This window comes from Leucogemmata humicola, from assembly GCF_055379415.1.
Window position 1 is genome coordinate 5,712,927 of record NZ_AP040875.1, and the last position, 26,498, is coordinate 5,739,424.

The window sequence follows — 26,498 nt, forward strand, 5'->3', positions numbered from 1 at the left end:
CGTGGCGGCTATCGACGACTCCATAGACCACCGGAGGTTCCGTTGTCTCAAAAGCGCATCTACATGTCCGTGCCGCACATGGGCGATCTCGAGCAGCAATACATTGCCGATGCGTTTCGGACGAACTGGTTGTCATCAGTAGGCCCGCACATTGACGCTTTTGAGAATGAAGTGTCGACAAGACTTGGCGGCGACGTTCACGCCGTCGCGGTCACTAGCGGAACCGCCGCACTTCATTTGGTCCTACGGTACATCGGGGTTGGTCCGGGTGATCGCGTCGCCGTTCAATCCGCGACCTTTGCGGGCTCAGTCTATCCGATTCTATATCTCGGAGCAGAGCCGGTGTTCATCGATAGCGAGGACATCTCCGGAAACATAGATCCCGAACTCGTACGGGAATATTTGACCAAAGCGAGAAAGGAGAATCGACTGCCTAAGGTGCTGGTCGCGGTTCACCTCTATGGACAGCACGCGGATCTCGATCCGTTGCTTGCCGCCTGCGAAGAATTTGGCGTAACCCTCGTCGAAGATGCGGCGGAATCGTTGGGTTCGACGTACAAGGGTCGGCAGACGGCAACCACGGCGCCGTTCTCTATTCTGAGCTTCAACGGCAACAAGATCATCACGACGACCGGGGGCGGAATGTGCGTCAGCCGCGATCCTGCCGCGGCGCCAGTGTTTCGAAAATGGGCGACGCAATCGAAAGAGCCCAAGGTTGAATACGAACACACGCAGCTCGGCTACAACTACCGAATGAGCAACGTGCTCGCGGGGATTGGCCGAGGACAAATCCGAGTTCTTGATGAGCGGATCAAGCAGCGCCAACGGGTCGCGCAACGATACGCAGAGGCTCTTACGGATATTCCGGGCGTCGCGCTACAGCCCGAAGCACCGTGGGGTTCTCACACGCGATGGCTGAGCGTAATTCATATCGATCCGGAAGTGCATGGTGTGGTCCGCGACGACGTCGTTCGTTCGCTCGAGACACGCAATGTAGAGACGCGACCCGTGTGGCGACCAATGCATACGCAGCCGTTATTCGCCGGCGCCACAACAATTGGTGGTGCGGTCTCGGAACGACACTTTGCACGCGGTCTCTGCCTGCCGTCGTCGTCGAGCCTTACCGAATCAGATCAGGATTCTGTGATCGATCTGATTCGTGAGTGTTTTGTATCGGAACCTGCGGCCCGTACCCGGTGAAGTACGCCATTGTTGCCGCACCCGGCGCAGAGATTCCGCGCCGGGTGACCACCGCGGCCAATGTTCGCGCCAGTATGGACAGGTCAGTCATGAACGACACGTGGTCCACATACCAAACGTCGATATCGAAGCGCTCCGGCCAAGAGAGCCCGTTGCGGCCGGAGACCTGAGCGAGACCCGTCAATCCTGGAGGCAGATCATGACGGCGCGCGTGCATTGGCGAATACAGGGGGAGATACTCTGACAACAGCGGCCGCGGCCCAACCAGACTCATCTCCCCTCGCACGACGTTGAGTAGCTCAGGAAGTTCGTCCATCGACGTAGCTCGCAACGCTCGGCCAAACGCGCTCAACCGCAGCTCGTCCGGTAAGAGAGATCCGTCAGCATCCCTCGAGTCGCTCATCGTCCGAAATTTCACTATGTCGAACGCCCGACCGCCGAACCCAGCGCGCTGCTGCTTGAAGAACACCGGAGACCCGATGCAGAGTCGAACTGCGAGCGCGGTCGCTAAGAGTGCCGGAATCCAGATTGGGCTGAGCGCGACGATAATCGCCAGGTCCAAGACCCTCTTTCCTGTATAGCCAGGCATTGATGACGAATCTGCCGACCGCATCACGGTCTGTGAACGGGAAAAAGCCGGCGATCGCGGTGATCGGCGGCGGCATCATCGGATTGGCGACGGCGTACAAATTGTTGCTGCGGTGGCCGAACAGACCGGTCATCGTGCTGGAGAAGGAATCGACGGTCGGGTCGCATCAGAGCGGACATAATAGTGGCGTGCTTCACGCGGGATTGTACTACGCCCCTGGTTCGCTCAAAGCTCGATTGGCTGTCGACGGCATTCGACAGATGAAACGATTCTGTCGAGACCATTCTATTCCGCATGAAGAGTGCGGCAAGCTCGTCGTCGCCGTCGATGCAACCGAGGTTCCCCGCCTCGAGGAGCTCTTGCGACGCGGTATTGCCAACGGATTGTCCGGCCTGCGCCGCATCGGCCCAGAGGAAGCCGCCGAACGCGAACCAAACGCCCGCTGCGTGAGTGCACTTCTCGTCGCCGAAGAAGGTATCGTCGACTACGTCGCCGTCTGCGCGGCCCTTGCAAGACTTGTCAGCGAATTGGGAGGCGAAGTTCGCACTGGCTTCGAGGTGCGCCGCCTGCCGCGAACGTCCGACGGGTGGCGCGTTGCCTCGGACGATACAGAGGTGCCGGTATCGCATCTCATTAACTGCGCAGGCTTGCAGTGCGATCGAATCGCGCGACTCGCCGGCGAGAAGACCGACATTCGCATCGTCCCTTTTCGCGGAGAATACTTCAATCTTCGGCCGGAGCGAGCGCACCTGGTTCGGCACCTCATCTATCCGGTCCCCAATCCCGCATTCCCATTCCTCGGCGTTCATTTCACGAGGATGATGCGCGGCGGAGTTGAAGCTGGGCCGAATGCTGTCCTCGCGATGCATCGAGAGGGATACAGAAGAGGACGTATCAACGTGCGAGACGCCCGCGACGCGCTGTTGTCGCCCGCAGTTTGGCGCTTCATTGCGCACTATCCGTCGACGGTCGCGTACGAGATGGCGCGTTCGATGAGTCGTCGCATGTTCTGTCGATCGTTGCAGCGGCTCGTGCCCGCGGTTCAACTCGACGATCTCGCGCCCGGAACGACTGGCGTTCGCGCGCAAGCCATGCGACCAAATGGTCGATTTGTTGAAGACTTCGAAATCCTCGAAAGACCTGGAAGCCTTCACCTGCTCAACGCGCCGAGCCCAGGAGCGACGGCATCGCTCGCGATCGCCGATGTGCTGGTCGATCGTATGGCAGCGAATCTGGCGTAACCACGCACGACCTTTTGTGCGTCGCTCAGCGACCAATTAGGCAGTCGCGAGAACGGCGTCCGCCATCGGACGCTCGCGCATCTGTCGCAGCGCCTGAACATTGTGGAACAGCGGATCCATGTGTGTCCGCAAGTTGAGATCGGAGTGCATTGCGGCCGCAACCTCCGTGACGCCATCCCGGACTGTATAAGTCGGCTCGAACCCAAGCACCCGACGAATCTTCTCAAAGTTCACGCGATAGTCGCGCGGATCAGGAATCTCATTCTGGAGATCGATCTGCACGTTGCCAACGATTCCGGCGACGATATCGCCGAGGTCAGCAATCCGATGGTTGTTGGCGTCTCCGCCCACGTTGAACACTTCACCGGCGACACGATCGCTGGGGGCTTCCAGCGCGGCGAGAAATGCTCTCGCGGCATCACGACAGTGTACGTTCGGTCTCCACTGTCGACCTCCGAAGATCGAGATCTTCCGATCCATCACCGCGCGAGCAGTCAACGTATTGACGACCAGGTCGAAGCGCATTCGCGGAGAGAGGCCGAAGACCGTGGCCAGACGTAACACCACGGGTTCCGCATCGCCGCAACGATCGAACACGATGTTCTCGCTCAGGACGCGCGTTCGCGCATACAGGGATACGGGATTGAGCCGTGAGCGTTCGTTCAGCAGTTCGTCTTCCTTTGTGCTCGCTCCGTAAACACTGCAGCTCGATGCAAATACGAGTCGACCAACGCGATAGAAGTCGGCAGCCTCAGCCAAGATCTTCGTGGCCGAATAGTTGAGGTTGATCGTTTCTTCTGGGTCGATGTTACACGCAGGATCTCCAACGATGGCGGCTAGCGCAATCACGCCATCCACATCCCGCATCGCACGGCCTACGTCGCGCAAGTTGCAGATATCGCCGCGAACGACTTCCAATCGCGGATGCTGGCGAATTCCTACTATACCGGCCTCACCGTACGTGAAGTTTTCGAGAATCCGAACGTGATATCCTCGCTCGAGAAGCATTCGCGTGAGATGCGAGCCGATAAATCCGGCACCTCCAGTGACCAGAATGCGGCGATCCGCCGTCGTTCGCGTCGACGTTGGGGTTGGCCATTGCACGAGCGGCTGCGGCGTAAGCTCGCGAAGCGTTATGGTCCCGGGACGGTGACTGTCGCCGCTGACGAGAAGGCGGCCGATGCCGGAAAACGATCTTACGCGCAGCCCGAAGTCCTCGACCCGGCGCATAAGCGCACGGACGAATTCAATAGAAGCCGACGGCATTGCAATTACGACTTCGGTGGCGTTGAAGCGTTCAGCGATCGACAGCAGGTGTTCGACTCTTCCGAGCACCGGGATTCCGTTCAACAGAGTGCCAATCTTGGATGGGTCGTCATCGAGAAAGCCGATGAGGTCCACGTTGCCCACACGAAACTCTTCGAGTTGCTGACAGATGGCGAATCCGGCGTCGCCGGCACCGACGATCAAGAGTCGATGACGGTCAGCGACCTCGAGTGACCGCGCTCCATGAACCCGACGGCGCCGATATGCAATGTGCCATCGACGAAGTGTTCTAGCTCCGGTCGAGAGCGCAAACGATAATAGTGGAACGAGCAAGATGGTTGAGACGGCGAGCACAACGGCGCTGGAGATCGAGAGCGCGGCTAAGACGACAAATACGGCGCAGCTCGTTAGAGTCAGAACGAGTTGTTCCTTTACCCCGGAGTATCGCCATGTCGTCCGATAGCTGAGGCCAGCGGCGTTGCCGGCGGAGACTACCGCGCCAATCAATAGCGCCAAACCCGCTGAGAGTGGGACAGAATCCGTCGTAACGCGGTGCGCGGCTGCCAACCCCAGCAATACGGCGATGGCACCGCAGCCAAAATCGAGGCCCGCTTTGACTGCGCGACGAATCGATTGTTTTTGCGTGATCTCCCAGCGAACTGTCGTTTTGGGCATCTTTCACGTTTAGAGATCGGTGACGTTGCAATCGGATCGCGTCGGCGATGCGACACGGCTCACTCGTTGCACGGCAACTTGTGCGCCTCTGACCGCCATCGGTCAAATCGCGCCACAGAGCCTGATGCAAACTGCGGTCCGATTTAGACTACTTCGATCGCACGATCCCTTAACGACAATTCGAATACTCAGATGAGTGACGGCAGATGACGCCCAGCGCATTGTATCTCGTCGGTGCCGGGGGCCACGCCCGTGTCGTCGCTGATGCGCTCGTTGCTTCTGGTGTGCAACCGACTGCATTCATCGATCGAGCACCTCCAACGACGACCATCGGCGGAATTCCCGTGATAGCGGGAACGACGTTACCGGACTCGGCCGGATCGGTGATAATCGCGATCGGTGATAATCACACGCGCGAGACTCTGTCCAAATCGTTTCACGCGTTCGGTGTCGCCGTTCACCCGGCCGCCGTCATCGGCTGCGACGTCGAGATTGGCGAGGGCAGCGTCATTATGGCCGGAGCGATAATCAATCCGGGCGCGAAGATTGGACGGCACTGCATCGTGAATACCAGGGCGTCAGTCGATCACGATTGCATCATCGGCGATTACGCACACATCGGACCCGGTGCAACACTCGGCGGCGCCGTACATGTTGGTCATGGAGCGATGGTTGGCCTTGGCGCAAACGTCATTCATGGAATGCGTATCGGCGACTACGCCGTTGTAGGTGCCGGAAGTACTGTTGTCGCAGACATCGCAGCCTCGGTTGTGGCCTTCGGAACTCCCGCTCGCACCGTTCGGCCGCGTAAGCCTGGTGATCTTTACCTTTAGAACACGCGCCGCAGCGCAACGCTCGCGTTGATGCCGAATTTGTCAGCAGCGAAGTCTCGGTTCAGATCCCAAACGGCATTTCCAGAGATGATGAGGCTGCCTAGAGTGAAGTTCCGAACTCGCTCCACGCCGAGCGCGTGCATCACATCTGCTCTGGAAGGAATGGGCAATCCATTTCCGTCGATTGCCTCTGCGCGCATGATTCGATTCCAGGCGAGCGTCCAACGTCCTTCGGCGGTGAGCTGATCGACGGCGACTGTCGAGGCGCCGCCACCGAAGGCGCCGATGGCTCCAAGCGCCTGGCCATCGAACGTGTGTCCCTGCGTAAGTAGCGTGTGGACATACCACGGCGCCTGAAGACGACCCTGTTGAAGATGCGACAATCGTGTGTCGAGTACCTCGGCGCGCATCGAGACAACTGACCCAGTTGGACGTTTCCAGGCTTTCTGCAGGCCGAGGACATAGCCGGATTCGTGATCCGGCTCTTGCCAGAAGTCGCGAAGATCCTGGTTGTGATCATCGCGCCCGAATTCTCCGTAAACCTCGAATCCTGCCCCTGGGAATGCCCAGCGAAAGAATGCCGATGCCAGTTGATTGTCGTTGCTATTCCCAGTCGGATTGTCTGAGGTTTCCAGCGATTGCTTGAGGATTCCTTCAAAGGGTCGTCCGAACGGTGCATGGCTGAGCCCGTTCGACGGCCACGGTGTGTGAAAGAAGCGCGCAGCGCCTAGTTCTAGCCCAGGAACTCCCCGTGGAACAAACAGCGCCACGAAACCAGACATGAATCGTTTGGTCGCGATCGTGATAGTGGGCGCGAACGAACTCTCATTCAGCTCGCCCCAGACGACGCGTCCATGAATCGTTCCGATGCCGATTCCGATCGGGTGGGCTGTGCCGAGAAGCAGGTGCGGAAACCCGCCTGCGTTGTTGCCAAGAAGCATCGGATTTTCGATTGCCGGCCCCCACCACTGGCTGGCAGTCGACAGCTCCGCGGCAATCGGTCCTGCGTCGAGTCGGAGGCTACTCTCGCCGAGATCGAATCGGCCATAGGATGAATTGCCAAATCGCTGCGGCAGATCGATCGTCGTCGGATATGAGCCGTCGAGAAATGGCTTGCCCGCGATGCCGTTGGGTTTGAGCGGAAAGCTCGCGTTGCTGGCGTCGAACACCATTGGCTCGAGTTGAAACGAGAGTGGGCCAAACCGTCCCGCGAACCCCGCCGACGCAAACCCTGTCACTCCCTTCCCCGCCCAGATCGGCCCATCGTTGTAGCCGTACGGAAAAGCGGAGTTGTAGATCGTTCCCGCTTCGACGGGTAGCCACTCCACGCGCATTCCCTCGAACGTTCGCTGCCGCGATTCGGGCGGCAACAGCGCGCGTCCAGCCGCGGTGCGCGGTGTGAGCCAATCCCATTCCGCCGGTGAGAAGCCACGAAGCGACCAGGGATACAACGGGACATCGCCGGTGAGTTGCAGCACGCGCAACACCCGTTCGCGCTCACTTCCAACATCGAGGAAGCGAGCTGACGGAACTATTTGTGCACCAAGAGAGAACGCGCAGCCGCTAACAATGGCCGCGCCATAGATGATGCGTCTCAGGACTCTGCCGCGATCGAGTGGTTGCATGAATGCTCGACCTGGCGAGTTCATTAACCGTGCCCATTCGTATCCGCGACGTTCCGCATCGCGCCGATCTGACCCAAATGCACTTCTTCCTTAGCGCGTGCGTCGACGCTTCGTAGCCCTCGCACTCGTCGCACTGGCCGGCGACGCCATTGGCGCGCCACTGCGAGCTCAATGCGCTGATCCCGGAACCGTCTGGTCGTCTGTCACGACGGTGCAGAGCTTTGCCGACGACCGGCGTCGTATCGCGCAGGATCTCGGACGCTGCTCCACAAATGGCGAACTGATCCGATCCGGACTGTCGCTCACACCGCGATACACGGTGCCGGGACCATTGCGTTGGGGCGCTGTGCTTCCAAGCGTCGACGTGACATACAACTCGGCGCTCCCGTTCTCGTTCAACGATGGCCCTCAATGGGCGGGTCGCGGCGTCACAACGACACTGTCGGGCGGCGTTCGTCTCGAGACCGACTGGCTGTCGATCAGCATCGCACCAGATTTGGTATTTCAGCAGAATCGCGTCTTTTCAATTCTTCCATCGCCGGCGTCAGATCGCAGTCCGTTCGCATCGCCTTGGCATTCAGGCATCGAGTCGGCCGATCTTCCGCTGCGGTTTGGCAATCAGTCGCAGACGATTCTGTATCCTGGGAATTCCTGGGTCGACTTCCGCACCGGCCCCGTGTCGTTCGGCTTCTCGACCGACGACCAGTGGTGGGGCCCTGGGATGCGCAATGCGCTCGTGATGAGCAACAACGCTCCGGGCATTCCGCAGCTGTATCTCCGATCGGGCCATCCGCTCGATACGCCGATCGGCACCATCGAATTTCGCTGGCTTCTTGGCGGATTGACCGAGTCGCTGTTCTTCGACACGCTCGGATCCAACAATCTCCGATCGCTGAGTGCCGTGGTGGCCACGTTGCGCCCAGCGTTCGACACGGCTTTGACGGTGGGTGTGGCGCGCTCCGTGTACGCGCCGGTCACAGGCACCGGCGGAATTCCGTCGCACCTGTTCGACGTCATCACGAAGTGGAATCAGTCACCCGACACGATCGGAGATCGGCCCGCACATCCGAGCGACCAGCTGCTGTCACTCTTCGGTCGTTGGGTCTTTCCGTCCGCGGGCTTCGAGGTTTACGCGGAATGGGCAAAGCTCTTTCCGCCCGGACTTCGAGAAATGCTCGTCGCGCCGCAGCTGCACCAAGGATTCACCGTCGGACTTCAATGGTTGAAGCCGTTGTCCAGCGTGACGGCTGTGCGCATTCAGGCCGAAGCGACGATGCTCGAGCAGACTCCTCCATCGTTGCGCGCTCTCATGCCAAGCTTCTACACGAGTCGTTTTGTGCCGCAGGGCTACACGCAGCGCGGACAAGTCATTGGCGCAGCGATCGGGCCTGGATCGTCGAGTCAGTTTCTCGCTGGCGATTATCTCGGGTCGCGATGGCGCCTTGGCGCGGAGTTCGGGCGCATTCGCTGGGAGGACGACGTGTACTATCGCTCGCCGAATGGGGTGAGCTTCACGGCGCACGACGTTTCGCTCTTCGGAGGTATTCGCGGCGGTACGACGGTGTCAGGCTTCGATATCGATATTGAGGCGATATCGACCAAGCGACTCAACTATCTCTTTCAGAGCGCCGTGTCGGGGTACGCTCAGGACCGCGCATTCGACGTCGACAACTTCACGTTTCGTATGCGCGTGTCTCCGCGCTGACGCCTAAGGCGTGGCTGCGCTCGTGCGAAAGAGAGCCATTCGCTCCTCGCGTCGCAGCAGTTGCCACCAGCCCACTGCTCCGAACACCAGCAGCATCCCCGCCGTGAACACGATCCGCGCGCCGAGCGAATCGAGTACTCCAGCGGCGATCAACACCAAGAGCAGCAGCGCCGTCACTCGGGTCGAGCGCCATAGATGCGTTTGTGCTTCTGGAAGTTTGCGGCCCGATAGAACGAGCAGCGCCATCGTGTCGAAAGCGACGCGAAGCGTCCAGGCGATCGCCACGCCGGTAAGCCCGAGCGATCTCGTCAGCAGGAAGAGAATCGCCGCGTAGATCGGCAACTCGATGACATGAAGCTTTGCCGTGAGATCAGCGCGCCCAACACCCTGTACCGCGGCGAATGCAATCTGTCCGATGCTGTTGATCAGCACTCCGGCCGCGAGCCATCGAACTACCATCGCGCTGTGTGACGCGAAGTCGCGGCCAAGCCATAGTTGCATGCCTTCGTGCGCAAAAGCCACCAGCAGCAGCACCGGCGGAAAGATTGCGAGAAGCATGAGGCGGAAGGTGCGGTCGAATAGAACCGCCATCGCTGACGGGTCCTGCTCGAAGCTGGCAGCGAACGCCGGAAAGAGTACGCCCAACAGCGCACTTGGAACCAAGAGGAGCTTCATCACCATGTCGTACGGCGTGGCATAGTACGCCACCGCCGTAACCGAGAGCAGCGCCCCGACGACGAAGCGGTCGAAGTTCACCATCAATGGGCTGATGATGTTGCTCACGGTCATCCATCCGCCCGTCTTGAACAGCGGAACGAGAATGTCCCGGTCCACCCTCACTCGAGTGCGCAGGAACAGGAAGCGACGCCGGCCGACGACCCAATGTGCCACGCAGGTGGTGACACGCCCGACGACGAGAATCGCCACGACGGGAACGAGGCTGTGCGAGAAGGGCAATACCGCCAGCGGCGCGACGAAATTGAAAATCGCATACGGGACTCGTAACGCGGTCGCAATTCCAAATTCCTGATGTGCTTCGAATACGCTCCGAAGCCCGGCCGTTGCCAGTACGAACGGCAGCGAGAAGCACAGCAGGTAGAACGACGTTGCCGTTTCCGATCGGAGATCGACTGGAATTCGTAGAACGTGTCCGACGATCCACGGCGTGATGGCGGCGAACGCGATCGCTCCCACGACACCGAGTGCAATCATCGCCGACAACGCCGCCTTGGTGAGCGACGGCAACTCGTCGGTTCTTCCACCGCCGATAGCCGCACTCAGACTCTGCGTGAGCGCTCGCCCCAGCCCCAGATCGAACAGGCTGAAGTAGCCGATCGCGGTCCACGCGAGCGTGAGAATACCGAAGCGATCGACGCCAAGAGCACGAACTAGGATCGGGACAGCAAGCACGGCAACAACGAGCGGTCCGAGTTGCCCGAGAATACTCAGCAACGAGTTGCGAGCGAGGAGGCGACCGTTCGTGACCATGCGATCAGCGCCGGCTGGTCATCGTTGCGGAAGATCCCAGGCGGCAATGAATCTGCCGTCCGTGTCGAAGTCCAACGTGGGCAGGTGCAGACCGTGCTGCACATAACCAATGCATCCACTCCCCGCTGGCGGGAAAAACTCGAGATCCACGAGGAGATCGCCGTAGTCGGCGGGTTTGAAATTCAGACTGAAGTAGCCATTCACATCCGAGGTGACACTCATACTGGCCGGCGTGGCCGCTATACCGCCGACCCGGACGACGTTGACAGTTGCGCCTTTGAGCGGCTTGCCGCTGCACTGGACGACACCAAGCCACGGCAGATGCGGACCGACACCAAGCGGCTGCAGAAATCGCACGCCATCTGCGTCGAACGTCGACAGCGCAAAGCCGGTCTTCACATAGCTATGAAATGGCGCTGGTGGCTGAATTGTCAGATCACCAACGACCGTCCCGTTTTGCAACGCTTGCAGGGGAAAGCGAACTTGACCAGCGACGTCGGTCGCCGCGCTGAACGACTCCGGCGACGTGCCAATTCCGCTGGTTCGACGGAACGACACAGTTGTTCCCGGAACTGGGGCAACCGTGGCGCGGTTGTAAATGCTCAACACCCAAGCGAGCTCCGGCCCGACTGCCATTCGCAAGACGTCGCGCGGCCGAAAATCGTAGCTCGGTTGAATACGAACATCGGGAATGACCGATACGCCGAGCGAGTCCGGAAACGTGATCGATAGCTCTCCAATCACCGGATCCGTACCTGCTGCGTACACGCCCGCGAGAATCGCCACTCGGCCGGCCACGTCGATGCCGGACGTGAAGACTCCGTTGACCAGGCCACCGCCGGAGATCGCAACACCCCCTGTGCGACGGAATGAGACTGTCCCACTCGTGACAGGCTCGCCGTTCGAACGGTAAATCAACTCGAGTGCGACTCCGAAGATCGGTCGATTGACCCAAACGCCAAGTACGTTTCCGTCGCCCGCCCTCGTAGCACTCGAGAGCTTGAGGCCGTGTACCTGATATGGCGCGAGTCCCGCGGGTTCCACGTCGACGTCGAACGTGCCGGATCCCGTACTGAGCTCCAGCTGATAGTTGCCCTGGCCATCGGTGAGCGCCCAGGTGGAGTCTCGCGGCGTCACGTCAGTGCGTACGAGTGAGACACGAGCGCCCGAGACAGCTCGGCCGTCGACGACATCGACGAGACGACCTTGCACCGCGACGCGCGGCGAGGTCGCGCAACCAACAACACCAGCGCACGGGTCACACGAAACCGCGGCGGCACCGAGCGCCAATGCTGCGCTCGTCATCGCCGCGCGACTGAGGATGTCTAGATAGCGGCGCACAATCAGTCCGCGTTTCCAACGGCGACGTAGCGACGCGCCTTGCCGCGAAGCCGTTCATACGCGGCGAAGACGTCATTGGCTGATACATCGCGCACGCACGACATCTGCTCACAGCCATTCTTCCGAAAGCACGGGGAGCAGGAAAGCTCGCGCGTGAGCACTACGGCATTGTTGCCGAGTGGGCGCCAGTAATCCGGATCGCTCATCGCGGCCATGATCGATATCGTTGGCACTTGCTCTGCGGCTGCGACATGAGCGGCCACCGAGTCCGGGCCAATGAGCAGTGACGCGCGCGCGACCACCGCACGAAAAGTCGGCCAGTCGAGCTGGTCGACGAGATTCACAACGGTCGGATGAGCCGCTCGCAGCTCAGCAGCGATTTGCGCGTCCGCATTTCCGCGTCCGGTGATGACGACGCGTTCGCCAGCACTCACGAGCCGCTCGATAATCTGGAGCCATCGTTCGCGAGGCCACGCCTTTCGTAAGTCGCCGGTTCCCGGATGCACAACCACAAATGCACCTCGAACTGCGCGCGACGCACCGCGCTGTGCATCGGCACCGATGGGCGGAAGGTCGTAAGCGAGCGCGTTGCCATCCACGGCGCCTAGCTCGCGGATCAGTCGGTTGTGTTGAGCCGCCGTATGCCCGGAGGTCGGCCGCCAATCGATTGCTGTCGTATAGAGCGGACCGCAACCGCCACTCGTGTAGCCTATACGTGTTGGAATGCCCGCACGCCACAGCAGCCACGCCGCATTTGGATAGTATGCGTACAGATCGATCGCGACATCGTAGTCCACCATTGCGAGTTCTTTGATGACGCGATCCGCCGTCGTGCGATACCGTCGCCATTTCAATCCAGCGCCGGGCGTGGCGCGATTTATTTTCCAATGATCAGCGTGATGGATCCATCGCAGTCGCGGATGATCCTCGACCACGGCGCGCGACCAAGATGGCAATAGCATCCCGATGGCCGCGTCGGGAAACAGCGTTGCTAGCGACGGCAGGACGCTCGTGGCGATCACCGCGTCGCCGAGCTGTCCACCTACGGCGACGAGAATGCGACGCGGCGCTCTCTGTGATTCCGCTGGTTTCGTCCGGACTACGGTGGACAAGACAGCGTCGGTGACGCGAAGCGCCGCATTCCACCCTCGGTTGCGAACGAGATATCGCCCACGAAGGGGAGAGTTGTTCGCGCGGTCGGTCACGACGCGGACCGCTGGGGAACGGACTCCCCAATTCCGGCGGCGGCGGTATTGCCACCAACAAAGCTGAAGAAGTCCCGATAGGCGCTCGTGACAGCGCGCAATCGCGTCCAGTCACGGCGGAGGATCTTCGGGAGGGCACAGCGATAGAGCGAAAATGCCATCGCCGCTGGTATCAGCATTGGATACAGCTTGTGTACCAGCAACAGGGAGTTGCGTACTATATAGTAGTCCCGCTTCGCCCCCTGCCCTCGCGTCGTCCCTCCGTTCTTGTGCCACATCTCGGCGTCTGGCACGAGCGCGATCCGCCAGCCATTTCGGCGAATCCGAAGCGAGAGCTCGATGTCCTCACAGTAGAGGAAGAAGCGCTCATCGATCAGACCGACTTTTTCGAGCGTCGATGCTCGCATGAGCATGCACGCCCCGGTGAGAAAATCCAGCCGCCGAGGTATCGACGCGCTCGTGCCGCGTCGCTGGCGCGTGGCGGAAGTGCCCCGGGGCATTCCCTGCCATGGGTGCACCACGCCACCGCCGGCAGACTCCACGAGTTCCGGTTCATAGTACTCGAATAGCATTGCACCGGCGGCACCGATCGTCGCATCGGCGGTGATCGACCTCATTAGCCGAGATAGCCATTCTCGCGATACTACCGTGTCGTTGTTCAGGAGGCAGACAAAGCCGTCGTCGTTTGAGCCACGAGCGGCAATTGCGTACCGAATGCCAACATTGTTTCCGCCGGCGAATCCGAGATTGCCGCCGTTGTGCACGAGCACCACTCTCGCGCTCCGGCTTTCCGGTGTCCCGCCGCGCTCCGCGACAGCACGATCAATCTCGGCGAATGGCGTTGGATCGAGGCGCGGCGCGTCCATCAGATGGCGAAGATCATCGCAAGGCTCGTTGCCTTCACCACACCCGTTGGCCCACGCTCGAATCCGCTCCGTCGAATCGTCACTGCTCGCATTGTCGCAAACGACCACCTGATAGTTCGGATAGTCAATGCGCATCACGCTCTCGAGACATTCGAGCGTGTCGGCGGCGCTGTTCCAGTTGAGCAGCACGATGTGCACGCGCGGGTGACTCATGAATCCGTCACCAGCACCGACGGCAGTGCCCACAGGACCCAGAGCGTCTCCATTAAGAACGGCAGTAAGAGGCTATTCGAGAAAAGGCTGTGCACGACGATCATCGGGACCGTTACCGCTGCACCCAAGGCGAGGCCTCGCGCATCAGCCGGCCGCGCTCGATCTCGCCAGACTCTGAGGGCGGTGCGAAACACGGACCAGAGCATTGCCGCGTATAGCGCGAGCCCGACCACACCTGTCAGCACTAGCACGAAGAAGAGCCCGCCATCGATGCCGTATGTCGCAGAGAAGGATCGAACCCAACCGTAGCGCTCGGAGACGTATCCCCAGGTATTGAACCCAATGCCGATCACCCAGTGATCGCGCAGGACGATCCAGCCGTGCAGCCACGACGTGAGTCGAGCCATTGCAGACGGGTCGATGCCCAATTTGTTGAAGGACGCGGCGAACTGAATGAGCTTTGGTAGCGCGATGAGCATCAGCAGCGCGGCAACACCGAGCGCGCGCAGCAACCGCTTCGACAGACCCGTGATCGCGAAAAGCACACAGCCACTGACCAGCAGCGCGAGAATCGAACTTCGCGACGCGGTGAGAATGAGCGCGACGCCGAGGACGAGCAGCTTCCACGGAGCGACTTTCGCTCCACACGCGACGCGAGCGAGGCAGACGATCAGCCCAATCGCGATAAATGCCCCCGCGTAGTTCGGGTCGAGCCACGTAGATACGAGGCGGCGACCCTGAATGTCCCAATCGAGATAGGGGCGCGAATCGGGATACACCATCTGGGCGAAACCCGGAAGAAACGCCGATTGGAGAATTCCAAATACCGAGAACGCGAGAATGGTCCCTTCGAGGGCGTTCCATACTCGGCCGACGTCCGCGGCGCGAACGGAGTTGATCACCACAACGTAGACGCCGAAGTAGAACAGCCAGCGCGCGAGGTAGCTGAGACTTACGAACGCGTCGAAGCCAGATAGCCCGAAGCGTGGAACCGCCAGCGCCGCGGATAGCGCGCCCAGTCCGGCAAACACCAACGCGAGGCCACTCGCCCGATCGAGATACAGCGATCTGTGAAAGGCCATCGCCAACGCGCCAATCGCAAGCAGCGCCGCGACCGCGAAATCATTGACGAGTATTGGAACGTCACGGCCACCAGTGGAGAAGATCGGAATGCGGCCGAGATTCCCCACAAAAAGAACCGTCACGGTCAGGCAAACGGCTGACGCGACTCGTATCTCGAAACGCGATCGGTCCGGGACCAGTGGAACGACAACGACCGGATGCGCCACTCCGACGCTAGACGTGCGCGCCATCGCTCGCGCGGTTGACTACGACGCCAGCGCACGGCACATCCAGTCGGCGAAGTGTCTGGATGGCTTCGACCAACTGTCGTCGCTCGAGGCGTCCGGGCGGCGCGACAAACAACACCGTTCGCTCTGGCCGCAGCGCCGCCGCGGTTTCGTCCGCGGCAAGCGCCGGGAGCCGGACGATGACCATCCCGTGCGCCGACTCCAGACGCGCCATCGTGGCATTGACGTCTGTCGTGAGAGCGGTCGATTGCGTTGCTGACGTCCCCGCGCCAGACAGATCGAGTACCGCCGGCTCACTGCCTCGCGCCAACGCAACACGTGCGAGCCTCTCGGCAACTCCCGCCGTACTCACACGGCCGTCAATTGGCACGAGAAGCAGCGTCGTCGAAATCGCATTGCCCGATACGAGCAGCGGAACACTCGTGTCGAGACGAAGTGCCGGTACTCCTGTCGTTCGTTCGATCGCCTGTGGGTCTTCAACGTATCGACCGAGGGTACCAGCAAGCAGCGCCATGATGAGCCCAATGAAAAGGCCTGCGCCGACACCAATACCCATCGTCATCATTCTCTTGGGAAAGACGACCTTCTTTGGCGGAGTCGCGCCATCGAGAAGACGAACGTCACCGCCCTCCCCGATTGCCGCGAGACGCGCTTCCACCAACTGTGCTTGAAGGGCTGCGTAGGTCTGCGCGAGTTGCTTTGCCTGGCGCTGCAACCGTCCGCTCGATTCTGCGGCACTCGGGAATGTGCCGAGTGTGTGGCGAATGGTGTCGAGCTGCGCGGTCATATCGATGCGCTGTTTGTCGAGCGACGATTTGTAACTTCCCGCGAGTGCTTTGATCTGGCCTTCGATGTTTGCGGCGCTCTGCGTGAGCGCCAGAACGTCGCGGTCCGACTCGAGGCGACGACCGAGCAATTGCGTGCGGTCGGTTTCGACCTTCACGAGCTGTCCTAGGAGCTCGTTGATTGCTGCGCTCTTGAGGAACGCGGGATAGACTGCAAGCTGTCGCGCGCTCATTTGCCCCGACGTGATCTGCGACGTGAGCTGCTCCAGCGCGCCGCGCTCGACGTCGACCGCGCCAATTTGCGTCCGAAGCTCCGCCGCCTGATCGAGTTGCAGCTTGCCCTGTACATCGGGCTGCACCATCCCGGTCGCTTCCTGAAAACGGCGTAATGAATCCTCGGCGCTGGCCAGCGTGCGTCCGATGGTGTCGAGCTGCGCTCCCAGGAATGCCGCGCGATACGCGTTCGTTCCGCGATCCACGGTGCGACGCCGAACGAGATAGTCGGCGATCAACGCGTTTGGTACCGCGGCCGCCGTCATCGAATCGGGCGCCTGGTAGGAAACGTTCAATACTTCACTGCCGGTGGTCTTCGTGACCGAAACACGCTGCTGCGTTGCGGTAAGCGCGTCCTCTCGATCGAGCAGCAGCAGCGAGAATTTCGATGGCAGTATCGTGTCGGCCCGGAGGACGATTGTCCCTTCGGGTAGCACGGCCGGTTTACCCGCCTCTGCAGTGAAGCGCTTGTCGCCAACCGACAGGCGGTACTGGGCTCCGCTGACCTGCTCGACAGTATATGTGACTTTTGGAAACGCCGGCGCGAGTCGCATCTGCGAAATGACATCGCGACCAGTCACCGAGCGCGGCGACGTTACATCGGCCTGCAGGCGGAGCGAATCGATGACGCCGCCAACGAGTGCGCGACTCGATAAGATCGCGACTTCGGTCTCGAGCGGTGCGGGCGCGCCGAGCGCGGGGGCTGCGTCGCCCAATCCAAGTTTGGCGAGGACAGAGCCGGCGCCTGAGCTCGGCGCCGCTTTAACGACGATGCTCGCCGACCCGGCAAAGCGTCGTGGAGCCCAGGTTAGTACGGCTAGGCCACCAAGCGCGCCAAGGATCGTGCACGCTGCGAGCGCGCGCCACCCGCGCCGCGCCGCATGCGCCAGCTCGATCACGTCGATGCGATCGGCACGCTCCCCCATCGTCGTCACGGCGTTCAATGCCGGAGGAACGCGATCGCCAACGACGTGAGTACGCCGACCGCGCCGATGATCGACCCCGTGTTGAGCGAAATCCAACTACGACGCCCGACGACGACTTCGTCGCCAGAACGCATTTCCGTAAGGCCCTGCTCCGTGTCACTCCAGTCGGGATACTGCGTCGACTGTGCGCCACGCACCACGATCACTTTCTTGGTGTTTCCCTCGGATGTCACGCCACCAGAGCGGGCGATCACATCGCGGAGCGTCAAAGACGGATCCACATAGTAGACGTCGGGCTTGAGCACCGCGCCGTTCACCGTCACTCGGCGAAGCGCGCGCACGTCGACCGACGGCTCGCGAAGAAACGTCGCGTACCGCGCACGGACAGTGTCGCGGAGCATGTCACTCGTCATGTCACCAACGTCGAAGACGCCGAGTCGGGGCAGCGCAATCTGATTGCGTCCGTCGACATAGACTCGCGCACTGAGTTCCTTTTCCTGAAACACGACCACGACCACATCGTCTCCCGCGGCCAGTCGCGCCGTCGGGAGTCGGACCGCCGAACTCTGCAGACTTTGCGCCGTCAGCGACTGCACAGCAACCAGGGCCGCAGCGACGACAAATGGGCCGAACGCTCTAGCGTGGCGCATCATTGCAATAGTTCACCAGCGGTGAGAAGAGCGGCTATGAGCCTTTTCGGAAGATCAGCATTGCGCCGAGGTGGCCGCCGTGATCCGTGAGACGTGAATGCACGTCGCGGCACCCGTTGTCAGCGAGCATTCGATAAAGCGCTCCGATGTCGTAGTTGTTCATCGGGATGAACGGCTCGCCGATCGGACGACGCTGCACGATGTTCGCGACTCGGTTGACGCCCGGAACGTGGCGGCGCAGGCGATTAACTGTCTGTCGCAGTCGGGTCGAGCGCCGGGCGTAGGTGAAATGCAGCGCGCCTATTCCACCGGTTCGCAGCCGGCCGACGAGTTCGTTGGCCAACCACATTCCAGCTTTCGGTGGAATGTGTTGAAAAACGATGAAGGCGTGGATGAAGTCCACGTCATTGCGTGAACCATCACGGCCAAAATAGACATCCGACGTGACGAACGTCGCGTTGTCGACACCCACTTCGACGCAGTTTCGTCGAGCTTCAGTGAGCATCGCATCGCTGATATCGATGCCAACGACGTGCTGACTGAGCCGCGCCAGTGGGATTGTCAAACGGCCGACACCACAGCCGAAGTCGACCGCTTCCTTCGGAAGAAAATCCGGTGCGATCCAGCGACGAATGTCGTCGACGGTCTGCGCGATATCGCGTTCACCAGAGTCGACGAGTTCTCGCCTCGCGTCGTCGGTGAACCGGCTGTTCCGATTCGCCTCGGCGTTGATGACCGCGTAATACGGATCGCGAGCCAGGCGGTCCCAACGGGAACGCTCGGTGCGCAATGCTTTCGGTAGTTCTGTCATCGTTGGCTCGGCAGTGCCGAGTCAGTACGCGCCGCGCTGACTGAAGACGGCGGTCGGAGTCCGGAACAGAATGACGAGGTCGGTGCCGAGCGACCAACCGCGGACGTAGTCGAGCTCCATCGACGCACGGTGCGGATACCCGACGCTGCTACGCCCGTGTACTGCCCATGCCCCTGTGAGGCCTGGACGGACAGAGAGAAGCAGTGACAGCGAATCGCCATAGTACGTTGACTCGAGCGGGACGATCGGACGGGGACCAACGAGCGACATCTCGCCGCACAGCACATTCCAGAGCTGCGGCAATTCGTCGAGGCTGCTGCGTCGCAAGAAATGGCCCAGTCGGGTTATTCGCGGATCGAGGTGCGTCGGGATCTTGAAGTGGTTTGCGACATACTGCTTCCGGAGTGCCGCATCCGCGCGCAATCGTGATTCGGCGTCGGCGTGCATTGAGCGGAACTTCCAGCAATTGAATAGCCGTCCGTTCCGTCCCAGTCGTCGATGAGCAAAGAACACCGGCCCACGCGACTCCAGTTTGATCGCTAATGCGATCACGATGATGACCGGGGCGACGATGATCAACGCGATCAACGCCCCGAGCATATCGACGCCCCGTTTGAGCGCGACCGCCTCGCGCGCCGCCGGCGCCCGATCGATCTGCGCTGCGGGCGCGATTGCACCCATGTCGATTGCTCTATCTCGCACCAACGCGATCGACGTCGCTCGCGTGCCTGCCTTCGCGGCCTTCCGACCCCGGCCGTCGGTATTGCTCGTTCTCGTTGCGTTGGTAGTCGGCGTCACGTTCTGCGTCGTGGATAGAGCGACCGGGCACAACGATGCCCAGACCGCGTTAAGGCCACCTGTGTATGCTAGTTGTGGGCCAGCGCGCGTCGTTTCAGAGATGCGCAACTGGTGATGAGAGCACTTTGGTCATCGTGTACTCATGACATCGCCGCGCACCTTTGCGCGACGGAGTATCGCGCGCGCAGTGCCGATGACGACTTCAGGCTCGATGCTCGACATGCATTTGTTGTCGGCGCACGCCGCGAATTCGCGGCCGTCGTAGCACGGCCGACAAGGGAGATGCGCGCCGCCCCAGAGGACAGTCGTGCGCGAATCCTCGACGACGAATTGCGACGGCATCGTCGGCCCAAAAAGCGCGAGCAGGCGTACGCCCGCGAGACGCGCGAGATGCATGGGTCCGGTATCATGCGAAATGACGAGGTCGCTCGACGCCAGGAGTGCGAGCGTTTCCGGAAGCGTCGTCGTCCCGATGCGATCGTCGACTTCGACATCGGCGAAGCTCGGCCGCACCCACGCGTCGTTCGCGTCACCGACGAGCGTGATGTGACTTCCCTCACTAGCCAGCGATCGCGCGACGTTGGCGTAGTGCTCAACTGGCCATCGCCGCACACCACTCTCGCGCATGACATTGCGCGCGCCACCGGGCACCATCGCGACGCGCGGACGTGACTCGTCGCGGCTGAAGTGCTCGAGCAGCGGCAATGGCTTCAGTCGCCCGAGTGGATAGCGATTCTCTAACGGACCGATGTGCTGCAATCCGTCGAACACGCGCGCGTATTCGTCACCGAAGTACCGCCCGGGCACTGGGTTCATCGCGCCGTGGACCGCGCGGATCAACGTCGACGTTGGCGTCCTGACGAGTGGGGCCGTCACAACGCGGTAGCGACGATCGACGTGCAACAGCATGACTTGAGTAAATCGTCGTTTCAGTAGCGTCCGCCACAATGGTGCGAGCTCCGACGCACGAGCAAACGCGTTGCCCCGGAGTAGGCGCCGTTCATCCACAGTGATGACATCATCGACGTCGGCAAACTGCTGGACGAGCGGAGCGAGGGTGCTGCCGCATAACCAGGTGATCTTCGCGCTTGGTCGCTCATCTCGGATTCGTCGGGCGAGTGTCGACGCCATCACGACATCCCCGACCGCCGCTAAACGGACGATGAGAAAATGCTCTGCGGCGGTGGGCCCGCTCATTTCCGGGCGCGGAAGAGGAAGTTGTTCACATAAACGCCTACCGGACGTCCCGCGGCGTCCGTGCGCTGATGCTCGAACGGATCGAACTCGCTCAGCGGCTGCATTCCCTTCCCCGGCAGGAGCACGAGACCGTCGTAGCCGACGTTGTCGAGCCACGCGAACACGGCTGCCATCGAATCGCCATGATGACGTTGCTCGATCTCAACCAGCAGCAACGGACGTGCTCGCTGCAGTGTTTCAGTCGCTCCGCGTAGAACATCCAACTCGGCGCCCTCCACATCGATCTTGATCGCGTTGACTCGATCGAACTCGAACGAGTCCAGTGTGTGAACTGGAACGTCGATCATTTCGCCGGCCGCTTCCGCCATCGCACGCACTGTCGCCGACCCGCGCGCCAAGCGGCCGCCCTCGATGGGAACGGACAGCGTCGCTCGCGACGTCGCTGCGCCAAGTGCAACTGAATGCACCCGCACTGCCGGATTTGCGGTCGCGTACGCTCGGAGGACCGCTGAGCACGCGGGTTGCGGTTCAAAGGCTTCGACGATCGCACCGCGCCTCCTGAGCGCGTGCACGTAGATGCCAACGTTTGCACCCACGTCGACCACGACATCGTGCCGTTTTATCTGATTGCAGAAGATCGGGAGCTCGCGCTCCAGCAGGCCGCGCCAGCGCTCATAGTGGTAGCGCGCCACCGGCTGCAGATGCATCGGCAAGATGCCTCGTGCTCGAGACGCGATGCTCATCGACGGCCACCCGCGATGCGGCCTTCTCTGGCCACGATATGACCGCGGTCGTGGTTCCGGATTCCAGCGCCGCCGCGGCGCGCGGAAATGGATTGCTCAAGCGGATCGACCGCTATGCGGGCGTCGCCTTGCTCGCACCGTTCGCGCTGCAACGCAAACGGAACGTTCTTTCGCTCGACTCGGTGCGACGAATCGGTCTGTTGAAGAGTGCGGCGATTGGCGACACGTTGCTGCTCGCCGGGTTGCTCATCGATCTTCGGCGAGCTCATCCCGCTGCGACGATCGTATTCATCTCCGGCCCTGACAACCGCGCCGCGGCGCAGTTGCTCCCCGGCTGCGCCGACGAGCATATCGTCGTGTCGCCGCGCGATCCGCTCGGCGCCGTTCGGGCAATTCGCGATGCGAAACTCGACCTGATCGTCGATCTCGGTGCGTGGCCTCGCTTCGATGCGCTTCTGGCAACGTTGTCCGGCGCGCGCATGCGCGTCGGATTCGCGACGTCCAATCAGCACCGGCACTTCGGCTTCGACCGCTCGATTGCGCATTCCGATGCCGTGCACGAGCGAGACAACTACGCTCGGCTGTTGGCTCAAATTGGCGTCGATCCGCAATCGCCCGCGCAGATTACCGCGCCGCGTGTGCTCATCGACTATCCACCGGGCCCCTACGCCGTTCTTCACGCATGGTCGAGCGGTTACATGCATCATGTGAAGGAGTGGCCAACCGAACGTTGGGTATCCGTTGCGACTGCGTTGGCCAACCGCGGTTGGACCGTGGTGCTCTCGGGTGGACCGGGTGAACGCCATCGAACGGATTCTCTCTCCACTGCTATGCGGTCGGCAGGTATCGATGCCGTCGACGCAGCCGGTCGCTATACCCTTCCTGAGCTGGCGGACGTTCTGTCGCGCGCCGAAGTCGTCGTCGCGGTGAACACTGGCGTCATGCATCTATCGAGTCTCGTGGGTGCTCCGACCGTCAGTCTCGAAGGCCCGACGCCGCTTCGTCGCTGGGGCCCGCTTGGTCCGCGTACCCGCTCCGTCGTATCGACGCATGCGGGTTCCGGATATCTCAACCTCGGCTTCGAGTACACTGGCCAGCGTCATGATTGCATGGACGGGATCGCGGTCGACGCGGTCCTTCGCGCCATCGATGAGCTGGCCGAACGGCCGAACTAGCGTCTGATGATCGCGGCGATGGCAATGAGACTTCCCAGAATCGAAGTCGCCGCCGTCGCAATTGTTGCCCATTCACGTTTGTCGTTCGGATCCTTGAGCGGTACGACCACGGTGCTTCCGGGCTGCGGTTGCGGCTTCGACTCCCACAGATAGAAGTGGCGTTGGAACGTTGCCACCTTTCCGTTCGGCTGAGTCACGTACGCGCGGCCGTGATCACCTGTCGGGATCACACCACCAGCTGAACGCAGGTAGTAGTCGAGGTTCGCTCCCTCTACGTATGCCACGCCAACCGGCGTGTTCACGGCGCCGCGGACAATCACGACCTGCGTAAACTTTGGAATGAAGATCGAATCGCCGTCGACCAAACGCAGATTGTCGACACTATTCGGATCGCGCAGCACGTCCGGCAGATCGATGCCGATGCGGCCGACGCCGTCGCGCTTGCGCACGAAGACGATGCCGTTCGCATAGGCCGACGGCGTCAGCCCGCCCGCACGAGCGAGAAGGTCAGACAGTCGTTCCGTACGCGAGATGAGTGAGTAGTCCGCGGGATACTTCACCTCTCCGCGAAGCGTGATGGTTTGCTGAAGTTGCCATTCCGGCTGGAACTTGATCGTGATAGCGTCATATGGCCGGAGAAGCTCCGGAGTCGCTTTTATCGTCCCAATCATCACGCCCGGCGGTCCGACGTATCGACTGTCCTGCCCGCGCTCGAACAGGTAGCTCGAGTCCAAGGGCACGGTCGTGGTGACGGCCGTCACACCAGCCGCGCGATTCTCGGGAAGTCGCGCGACCTCGGCTTCGGTGAGCAGCGCGCCTTCCTGCAACCCGCCGGCGAGAAGCACTGCATCACGAAGCGTCATGCCATCGCGAAACGCGACACGCGCGCCCGGCTTCTTCACCGCGCCACCCACTGTCACATACCGCACAGGACGCATCTCGGTCGTCGAGAAGACGGTGATTTCGTCACCATCGGCGAGCGAGAAGTTCGTCGCCGGATGCCCGACCGTATCGAGTATCTCGCTGCGCAGCATCGACCGGGTCGAGTCCGGATTCAGTCGCGTGACCTGGACATCGCCAAGGTAGCTGTCGGGTCGCAAGCCGCCTGCGCGGCGGAGCGCGTCGAACAACGTCATCCCCGGCGAGAATCCCAACGCTCCAGGGGTCCACACACTGCCCCGCACATTCACACGCATCGCGACACGATTCGGAATATCAACAATGCGAATGACGTCGCCGCCAAGGGCCGGCGCCGTGGAGAGGAGCTCGGCCGAGAAATCTGCCATGCGGCGATCGGTGCCCGTTGAACCGCGCTTGTCCGGCGGAACTATTCGCTCCACCTGGATCCGGCGTCGATCGGCCGCTGGCGTGAATCCCCCCGCCATCTCAATCGCGTCGGCGAGTGATTGGCCAGGCTTCAGTTCATACGTCGCCGGACGTAGCACCGCGCCAGAGATCCGAACATCGCCGCCCTTTGGCGGCACGAACACGATATCACCGTTTTCCAATCGCACGTCATTCGACGCATCCCCGTGCAGCGCGTAGTCGTACACGTCGAGCGTCGCCGCTACCTGACCGTTGCGACGCACCTCCACTCGGCGCAGCGAACCACGTTGTGTTGGTCCGCCTGCCATGTACAACGCGGTCATCACCGTGCTCGCGCGCGACACGCGATAGCTGTTCGGTCGAACGACGTCGCCGTTCACATACACCTGGTTCGTTCCCATCTGACCCAGATCGATATAGAAGCGCGTCGTTGCACCTGCCCCGCGCCGGACGCCCGAGTACACGCGACCGAGTCGGTTATACAGCATATCCTCGAGCTGCGTTCGTGTTTCGCCAGCGACGTTGATGACGCCAACATCGGGAATGAACACAAACCCCTGCGGATTTACCGTCAGCGGATATGACTTCTCGACGTCGCCCGTGAGATAGAGGACCAGCTTGTCGCCAGCGCCAAAGCGATAGTTCGCGTCGGCACCTCCAGTCATATTGGCGTCGAACTGCGACGATTCTTTTTGAAAGAGGTCGACGCCGAATACGGTGAAGCCGCTGTCCATCGTTTGACGCTGCAACTCGCGTGACTTGAGCAACGTGCGTACGGCCGCGGCGATCGTGTCGTTCTTCATCGCCGTCTTGACCGTATCGAGAAACGCTGAGTCGTTTCCGGCGCGCATGCGCCGAAAGCCGCGCGCTCGCACACTGAGCGAATCCACGAAGAGCGAGTCGCCAACGCCGATCGCGCGCAGAGCCGTGAAGACGTCTTCGGTGGGCACGAACGTCGAATCGGGGCGCGTTCCGCCGGGTAGGTACTGATCGAGTAGCGAATCCGGATATCCCTGCGCCTTGAGTCGCGCGCGGATTTGCTCCGGCGTCAGACCGCTCGACTGCATCATTTGCGTCAGGCGCTGAACCATCCCGGGATTGTTCTGCAACATCTGCTGCGCCTGGGTGGGCGATGGTGCGTTGCCCTGGGTCGGCAAGGGGACGGGCGTGCCCTGCGCCGCACTCGATGTGCTGACGACTGCAAGACTAACTGGAAGTGCGAGAAGACGAATTGCGCGTGCAAACATCGATGAGATCACAGATTGATCATGGATTCAAAGGCCATCGCCGAGAGAGGACTGCAGCTCCGATCGCCCCGCCAAGTCCAGCGCCAACGACGATGTCGACAGCGTAGTGAAAGCCGCCGTAAACGGCGCCGATGCCGACGAGCAAAGTCACGGCAGTGAGGGCCCACGCCATTCGACGCTGCCACCGGAATGCCATGACTGTCTGCACTACCATCACCGCCATATGTGATGACGGGAACGCCGCACCTCGCGACGAGCCGGCGGCGAGGATGTGGAGCGTCAGCCGCCGAATCGGTCCATCAGGTACGGTTGGGTTCGCTCCCCACACATAGCGCGGTCCCTCAACCGGAACGAGCACGAAAATCACCCAACAGACCAAATAGGTGATCGTCAGCGCCGCCACCGTTTGAGCAAACGCGCGTCGCTCTCTGTGCACAAACAGAGCCAGCGGCGGCACAAAGATCGCGACGTAGTAGGCGAGGTAGCCGGCGTGTAACAGTTCACTCAAGCCAAGAAATGGGACACGCGACGCCAATCCCTGAGACAATTGCGAGCCGAAAACCGACAGCTCCAGGTGCTGAATCGCCGTGTCGTGATAGACGGGGCTTCCGCCACCTATGCCACTGATGGCCGCGATCAACATTGGAATCGCGCCGTATAGCGCCGGTGCGAGGATCAGCGGGAGGACATCGCCGATCACTCGCGCGGTCTGCCCGCGCGGCAGGATCGTCCAGCCGATGACCAACACGGCCAGTCCGTGCACCGCGGCAAACCCTTGATGTCCGCTGGCCGCGAGTACGCCCGCCGAAAGCGCGAGATAGCCGGCAAGCGAAATCAACGCGATCGCGCGCGGTCCACGCAGAATCGACCTCAGCCGTTCGTGCGAACCGACAACTTCGTGGATTACATTGGCTGACGTGCCCGTTGAACTCATCTCGGTCCAATCATCTCGCGCTCTGCGCCAATTCATAGATCTCCCTTGGAAGATCTATAATCGGCACGACCACCCC

General features: G+C 61.3%; 21 protein-coding genes. 5 read left to right on the plus strand and 16 right to left on the minus strand.

The genetic code is table 11. From position 1 onward, the window contains the following. Nucleotides 1-42: 42 nt before the first annotated feature. On the plus strand, nt 43-1,200 hold the full coding sequence (locus AC6H4Z_RS24475) for a DegT/DnrJ/EryC1/StrS family aminotransferase (RefSeq protein ID WP_497544598.1): 1,158 nt from the start codon (nt 43-45) through the stop codon (nt 1,198-1,200). Here AC6H4Z_RS24475 and AC6H4Z_RS24480 read toward each other — a convergent pair. Continuing rightward, complete coding sequence (locus AC6H4Z_RS24480) at nt 1,121-1,762, minus strand: sugar transferase (protein WP_497544599.1); 642 nt, start codon at nt 1,760-1,762, stop codon at nt 1,121-1,123. The two genes, AC6H4Z_RS24475 and AC6H4Z_RS24480, sit on opposite strands and share 80 nt — an antisense overlap. A 29-nt stretch (nt 1,763-1,791) precedes the next feature. Between AC6H4Z_RS24480 and lhgD the strand changes: the two genes are divergently transcribed. Beyond that, nucleotides 1,792-3,030: an L-2-hydroxyglutarate dehydrogenase gene (gene lhgD / locus AC6H4Z_RS24485; RefSeq protein ID WP_497544600.1), complete on the plus strand. Its 1,239-nt coding sequence runs from the start codon at nt 1,792-1,794 to the stop codon at nt 3,028-3,030. A 36-nt stretch (nt 3,031-3,066) separates the two neighbouring features. Here lhgD and AC6H4Z_RS24490 read toward each other — a convergent pair whose 3' ends face one another. Continuing rightward, a complete protein-coding gene (locus AC6H4Z_RS24490) occupies nt 3,067-4,971 on the minus strand; it encodes an NAD-dependent epimerase/dehydratase family protein (RefSeq protein WP_497544601.1) in 1,905 nt (634 codons plus the stop codon). Between the two features lie 206 nt (nt 4,972-5,177). On the opposite strand from AC6H4Z_RS24490, the gene AC6H4Z_RS24495 reads away from it, so the two are divergent. Beyond that, nucleotides 5,178-5,804 (plus strand): acetyltransferase, encoded by a 627-nt coding sequence (locus tag AC6H4Z_RS24495; protein WP_497544602.1) that lies wholly within the window; start codon nt 5,178-5,180, stop codon nt 5,802-5,804. Here the strand turns inward: AC6H4Z_RS24495 and AC6H4Z_RS24500 are convergent. Next, on the minus strand, nt 5,801-7,429 hold the full coding sequence (locus tag AC6H4Z_RS24500) for a capsule assembly Wzi family protein (RefSeq protein ID WP_497544603.1): 1,629 nt from the start codon (nt 7,427-7,429) through the stop codon (nt 5,801-5,803). The two genes, AC6H4Z_RS24495 and AC6H4Z_RS24500, sit on opposite strands and share 4 nt — an antisense overlap. A gap of 97 nt (nt 7,430-7,526) precedes the next feature. Here AC6H4Z_RS24500 and AC6H4Z_RS24505 point away from each other — a divergent pair, with 97 nt between their 5' ends. Beyond that, on the plus strand, nt 7,527-9,134 hold the full coding sequence (locus AC6H4Z_RS24505) for a capsule assembly Wzi family protein (protein WP_497544604.1): 1,608 nt from the start codon (nt 7,527-7,529) through the stop codon (nt 9,132-9,134). 3 nt (nt 9,135-9,137) lie between these two features. Here AC6H4Z_RS24505 and AC6H4Z_RS24510 read toward each other — a convergent pair whose 3' ends face one another. From AC6H4Z_RS24510 to AC6H4Z_RS24560, 11 genes are all read right to left on the minus strand, one after another. Next, nucleotides 9,138-10,622 carry a flippase gene (locus AC6H4Z_RS24510; RefSeq protein WP_497544605.1) on the minus strand — a complete coding sequence of 495 codons (1,485 nt, stop codon included), beginning with the start codon at nt 10,620-10,622 and terminating at the stop codon, nt 9,138-9,140. A gap of 18 nt (nt 10,623-10,640) precedes the next feature. Next, a complete protein-coding gene (locus AC6H4Z_RS24515; RefSeq protein WP_497544606.1) occupies nt 10,641-11,963 on the minus strand; it encodes a hypothetical protein in 1,323 nt (440 codons plus the stop codon). 2 nt (nt 11,964-11,965) lie between these two features. After that, a complete protein-coding gene (locus tag AC6H4Z_RS24520; protein ID WP_497544607.1) occupies nt 11,966-13,168 on the minus strand; it encodes a glycosyltransferase family 9 protein in 1,203 nt (400 codons plus the stop codon). Continuing rightward, nucleotides 13,165-14,247 (minus strand): glycosyltransferase family 2 protein, encoded by a 1,083-nt coding sequence (locus AC6H4Z_RS24525; protein WP_497544608.1) that lies wholly within the window; start codon nt 14,245-14,247, stop codon nt 13,165-13,167. The genes AC6H4Z_RS24520 and AC6H4Z_RS24525 overlap by 4 nt, the downstream gene beginning before the upstream one ends. Next, nucleotides 14,244-15,452: an O-antigen ligase family protein gene (locus AC6H4Z_RS24530; protein WP_497544609.1), complete on the minus strand. Its 1,209-nt coding sequence runs from the start codon at nt 15,450-15,452 to the stop codon at nt 14,244-14,246. The genes AC6H4Z_RS24525 and AC6H4Z_RS24530 overlap by 4 nt, the downstream gene beginning before the upstream one ends. Before the next feature lie 91 nt (nt 15,453-15,543). Then, entirely contained in the window at nt 15,544-17,541 is a 1,998-nt protein-coding gene (locus AC6H4Z_RS24535) for a GumC family protein (protein WP_497547087.1), read from the minus strand. A 14-nt stretch (nt 17,542-17,555) separates the two neighbouring features. Next, nucleotides 17,556-18,191, minus strand: coding sequence for a polysaccharide biosynthesis/export family protein (locus AC6H4Z_RS24540; RefSeq protein WP_497544610.1), 636 nt, complete (start codon nt 18,189-18,191; stop codon nt 17,556-17,558). A gap of 34 nt (nt 18,192-18,225) precedes the next feature. Next, entirely contained in the window at nt 18,226-19,002 is a 777-nt protein-coding gene (locus AC6H4Z_RS24545; RefSeq protein ID WP_497544611.1) for a class I SAM-dependent methyltransferase, read from the minus strand. A 21-nt stretch (nt 19,003-19,023) separates the two neighbouring features. Next, on the minus strand, nt 19,024-19,800 hold the full coding sequence (locus AC6H4Z_RS24550) for a sugar transferase (protein ID WP_497544612.1): 777 nt from the start codon (nt 19,798-19,800) through the stop codon (nt 19,024-19,026). Nucleotides 19,801-19,929: 129 nt separating this feature from the next. Then, nucleotides 19,930-20,997, minus strand: a complete 1,068-nt coding sequence (locus tag AC6H4Z_RS24555) for a glycosyltransferase family 9 protein (protein ID WP_497544613.1) — start codon at nt 20,995-20,997, stop codon at nt 19,930-19,932. Beyond that, the gene (locus AC6H4Z_RS24560) at nt 20,994-21,740 is read right to left on the minus strand and encodes an FkbM family methyltransferase (RefSeq protein WP_497544614.1); all 747 of its coding nucleotides are present in this window, start codon (nt 21,738-21,740) and stop codon (nt 20,994-20,996) included. Before AC6H4Z_RS24560 ends, AC6H4Z_RS24555 begins: the two co-directional genes overlap by 4 nt. A 38-nt stretch (nt 21,741-21,778) precedes the next feature. Here AC6H4Z_RS24560 and AC6H4Z_RS24565 point away from each other — a divergent pair, with 38 nt between their 5' ends. After that, nucleotides 21,779-22,915: a glycosyltransferase family 9 protein gene (locus tag AC6H4Z_RS24565; RefSeq protein WP_497544615.1), complete on the plus strand. Its 1,137-nt coding sequence runs from the start codon at nt 21,779-21,781 to the stop codon at nt 22,913-22,915. On the opposite strand, the gene AC6H4Z_RS24570 is transcribed toward AC6H4Z_RS24565, so the two are convergent. Both AC6H4Z_RS24570 and AC6H4Z_RS24575 read right to left on the minus strand, forming a co-directional pair. Then, a complete protein-coding gene (locus AC6H4Z_RS24570) occupies nt 22,912-25,488 on the minus strand; it encodes an SLBB domain-containing protein (protein WP_497544616.1) in 2,577 nt (858 codons plus the stop codon). The genes AC6H4Z_RS24565 and AC6H4Z_RS24570 overlap by 4 nt on opposite strands. A 19-nt stretch (nt 25,489-25,507) precedes the next feature. Then, a complete protein-coding gene (locus AC6H4Z_RS24575) occupies nt 25,508-26,458 on the minus strand; it encodes a phosphatase PAP2 family protein (RefSeq protein ID WP_497544617.1) in 951 nt (316 codons plus the stop codon). Nucleotides 26,459-26,498: the final 40 nt, after the last annotated feature.

Coding starts and splice junctions, on each gene's coding strand:
- lhgD (WP_497544600.1), top strand. CDS start 1,792: ATGACGAATCTGCCGACCGCATCACGGTCTGTGAACGGGAAAAAGCCG.
- AC6H4Z_RS24565 (WP_497544615.1), top strand. CDS start 21,779: ATGACCGCGGTCGTGGTTCCGGATTCCAGCGCCGCCGCGGCGCGCGGA.
- AC6H4Z_RS24510 (WP_497544605.1), bottom strand. CDS start 10,622: ATGGTCACGAACGGTCGCCTCCTCGCTCGCAACTCGTTGCTGAGTATT.
- AC6H4Z_RS24575 (WP_497544617.1), bottom strand. CDS start 26,458: ATGAATTGGCGCAGAGCGCGAGATGATTGGACCGAGATGAGTTCAACG.
- AC6H4Z_RS24495 (WP_497544602.1), top strand. CDS start 5,178: ATGACGCCCAGCGCATTGTATCTCGTCGGTGCCGGGGGCCACGCCCGT.
- AC6H4Z_RS24560 (WP_497544614.1), bottom strand. CDS start 21,740: ATGAGCATCGCGTCTCGAGCACGAGGCATCTTGCCGATGCATCTGCAG.
- AC6H4Z_RS24540 (WP_497544610.1), bottom strand. CDS start 18,191: ATGCGCCACGCTAGAGCGTTCGGCCCATTTGTCGTCGCTGCGGCCCTG.
- AC6H4Z_RS24500 (WP_497544603.1), bottom strand. CDS start 7,429: ATGCAACCACTCGATCGCGGCAGAGTCCTGAGACGCATCATCTATGGC.
- AC6H4Z_RS24555 (WP_497544613.1), bottom strand. CDS start 20,997: ATGAGCGGGCCCACCGCCGCAGAGCATTTTCTCATCGTCCGTTTAGCG.
- AC6H4Z_RS24525 (WP_497544608.1), bottom strand. CDS start 14,247: ATGAGTCACCCGCGCGTGCACATCGTGCTGCTCAACTGGAACAGCGCC.
- AC6H4Z_RS24570 (WP_497544616.1), bottom strand. CDS start 25,488: ATGTTTGCACGCGCAATTCGTCTTCTCGCACTTCCAGTTAGTCTTGCA.
- AC6H4Z_RS24535 (WP_497547087.1), bottom strand. CDS start 17,541: ATGGGGGAGCGTGCCGATCGCATCGACGTGATCGAGCTGGCGCATGCG.
- AC6H4Z_RS24490 (WP_497544601.1), bottom strand. CDS start 4,971: ATGCCCAAAACGACAGTTCGCTGGGAGATCACGCAAAAACAATCGATT.
- AC6H4Z_RS24545 (WP_497544611.1), bottom strand. CDS start 19,002: ATGACAGAACTACCGAAAGCATTGCGCACCGAGCGTTCCCGTTGGGAC.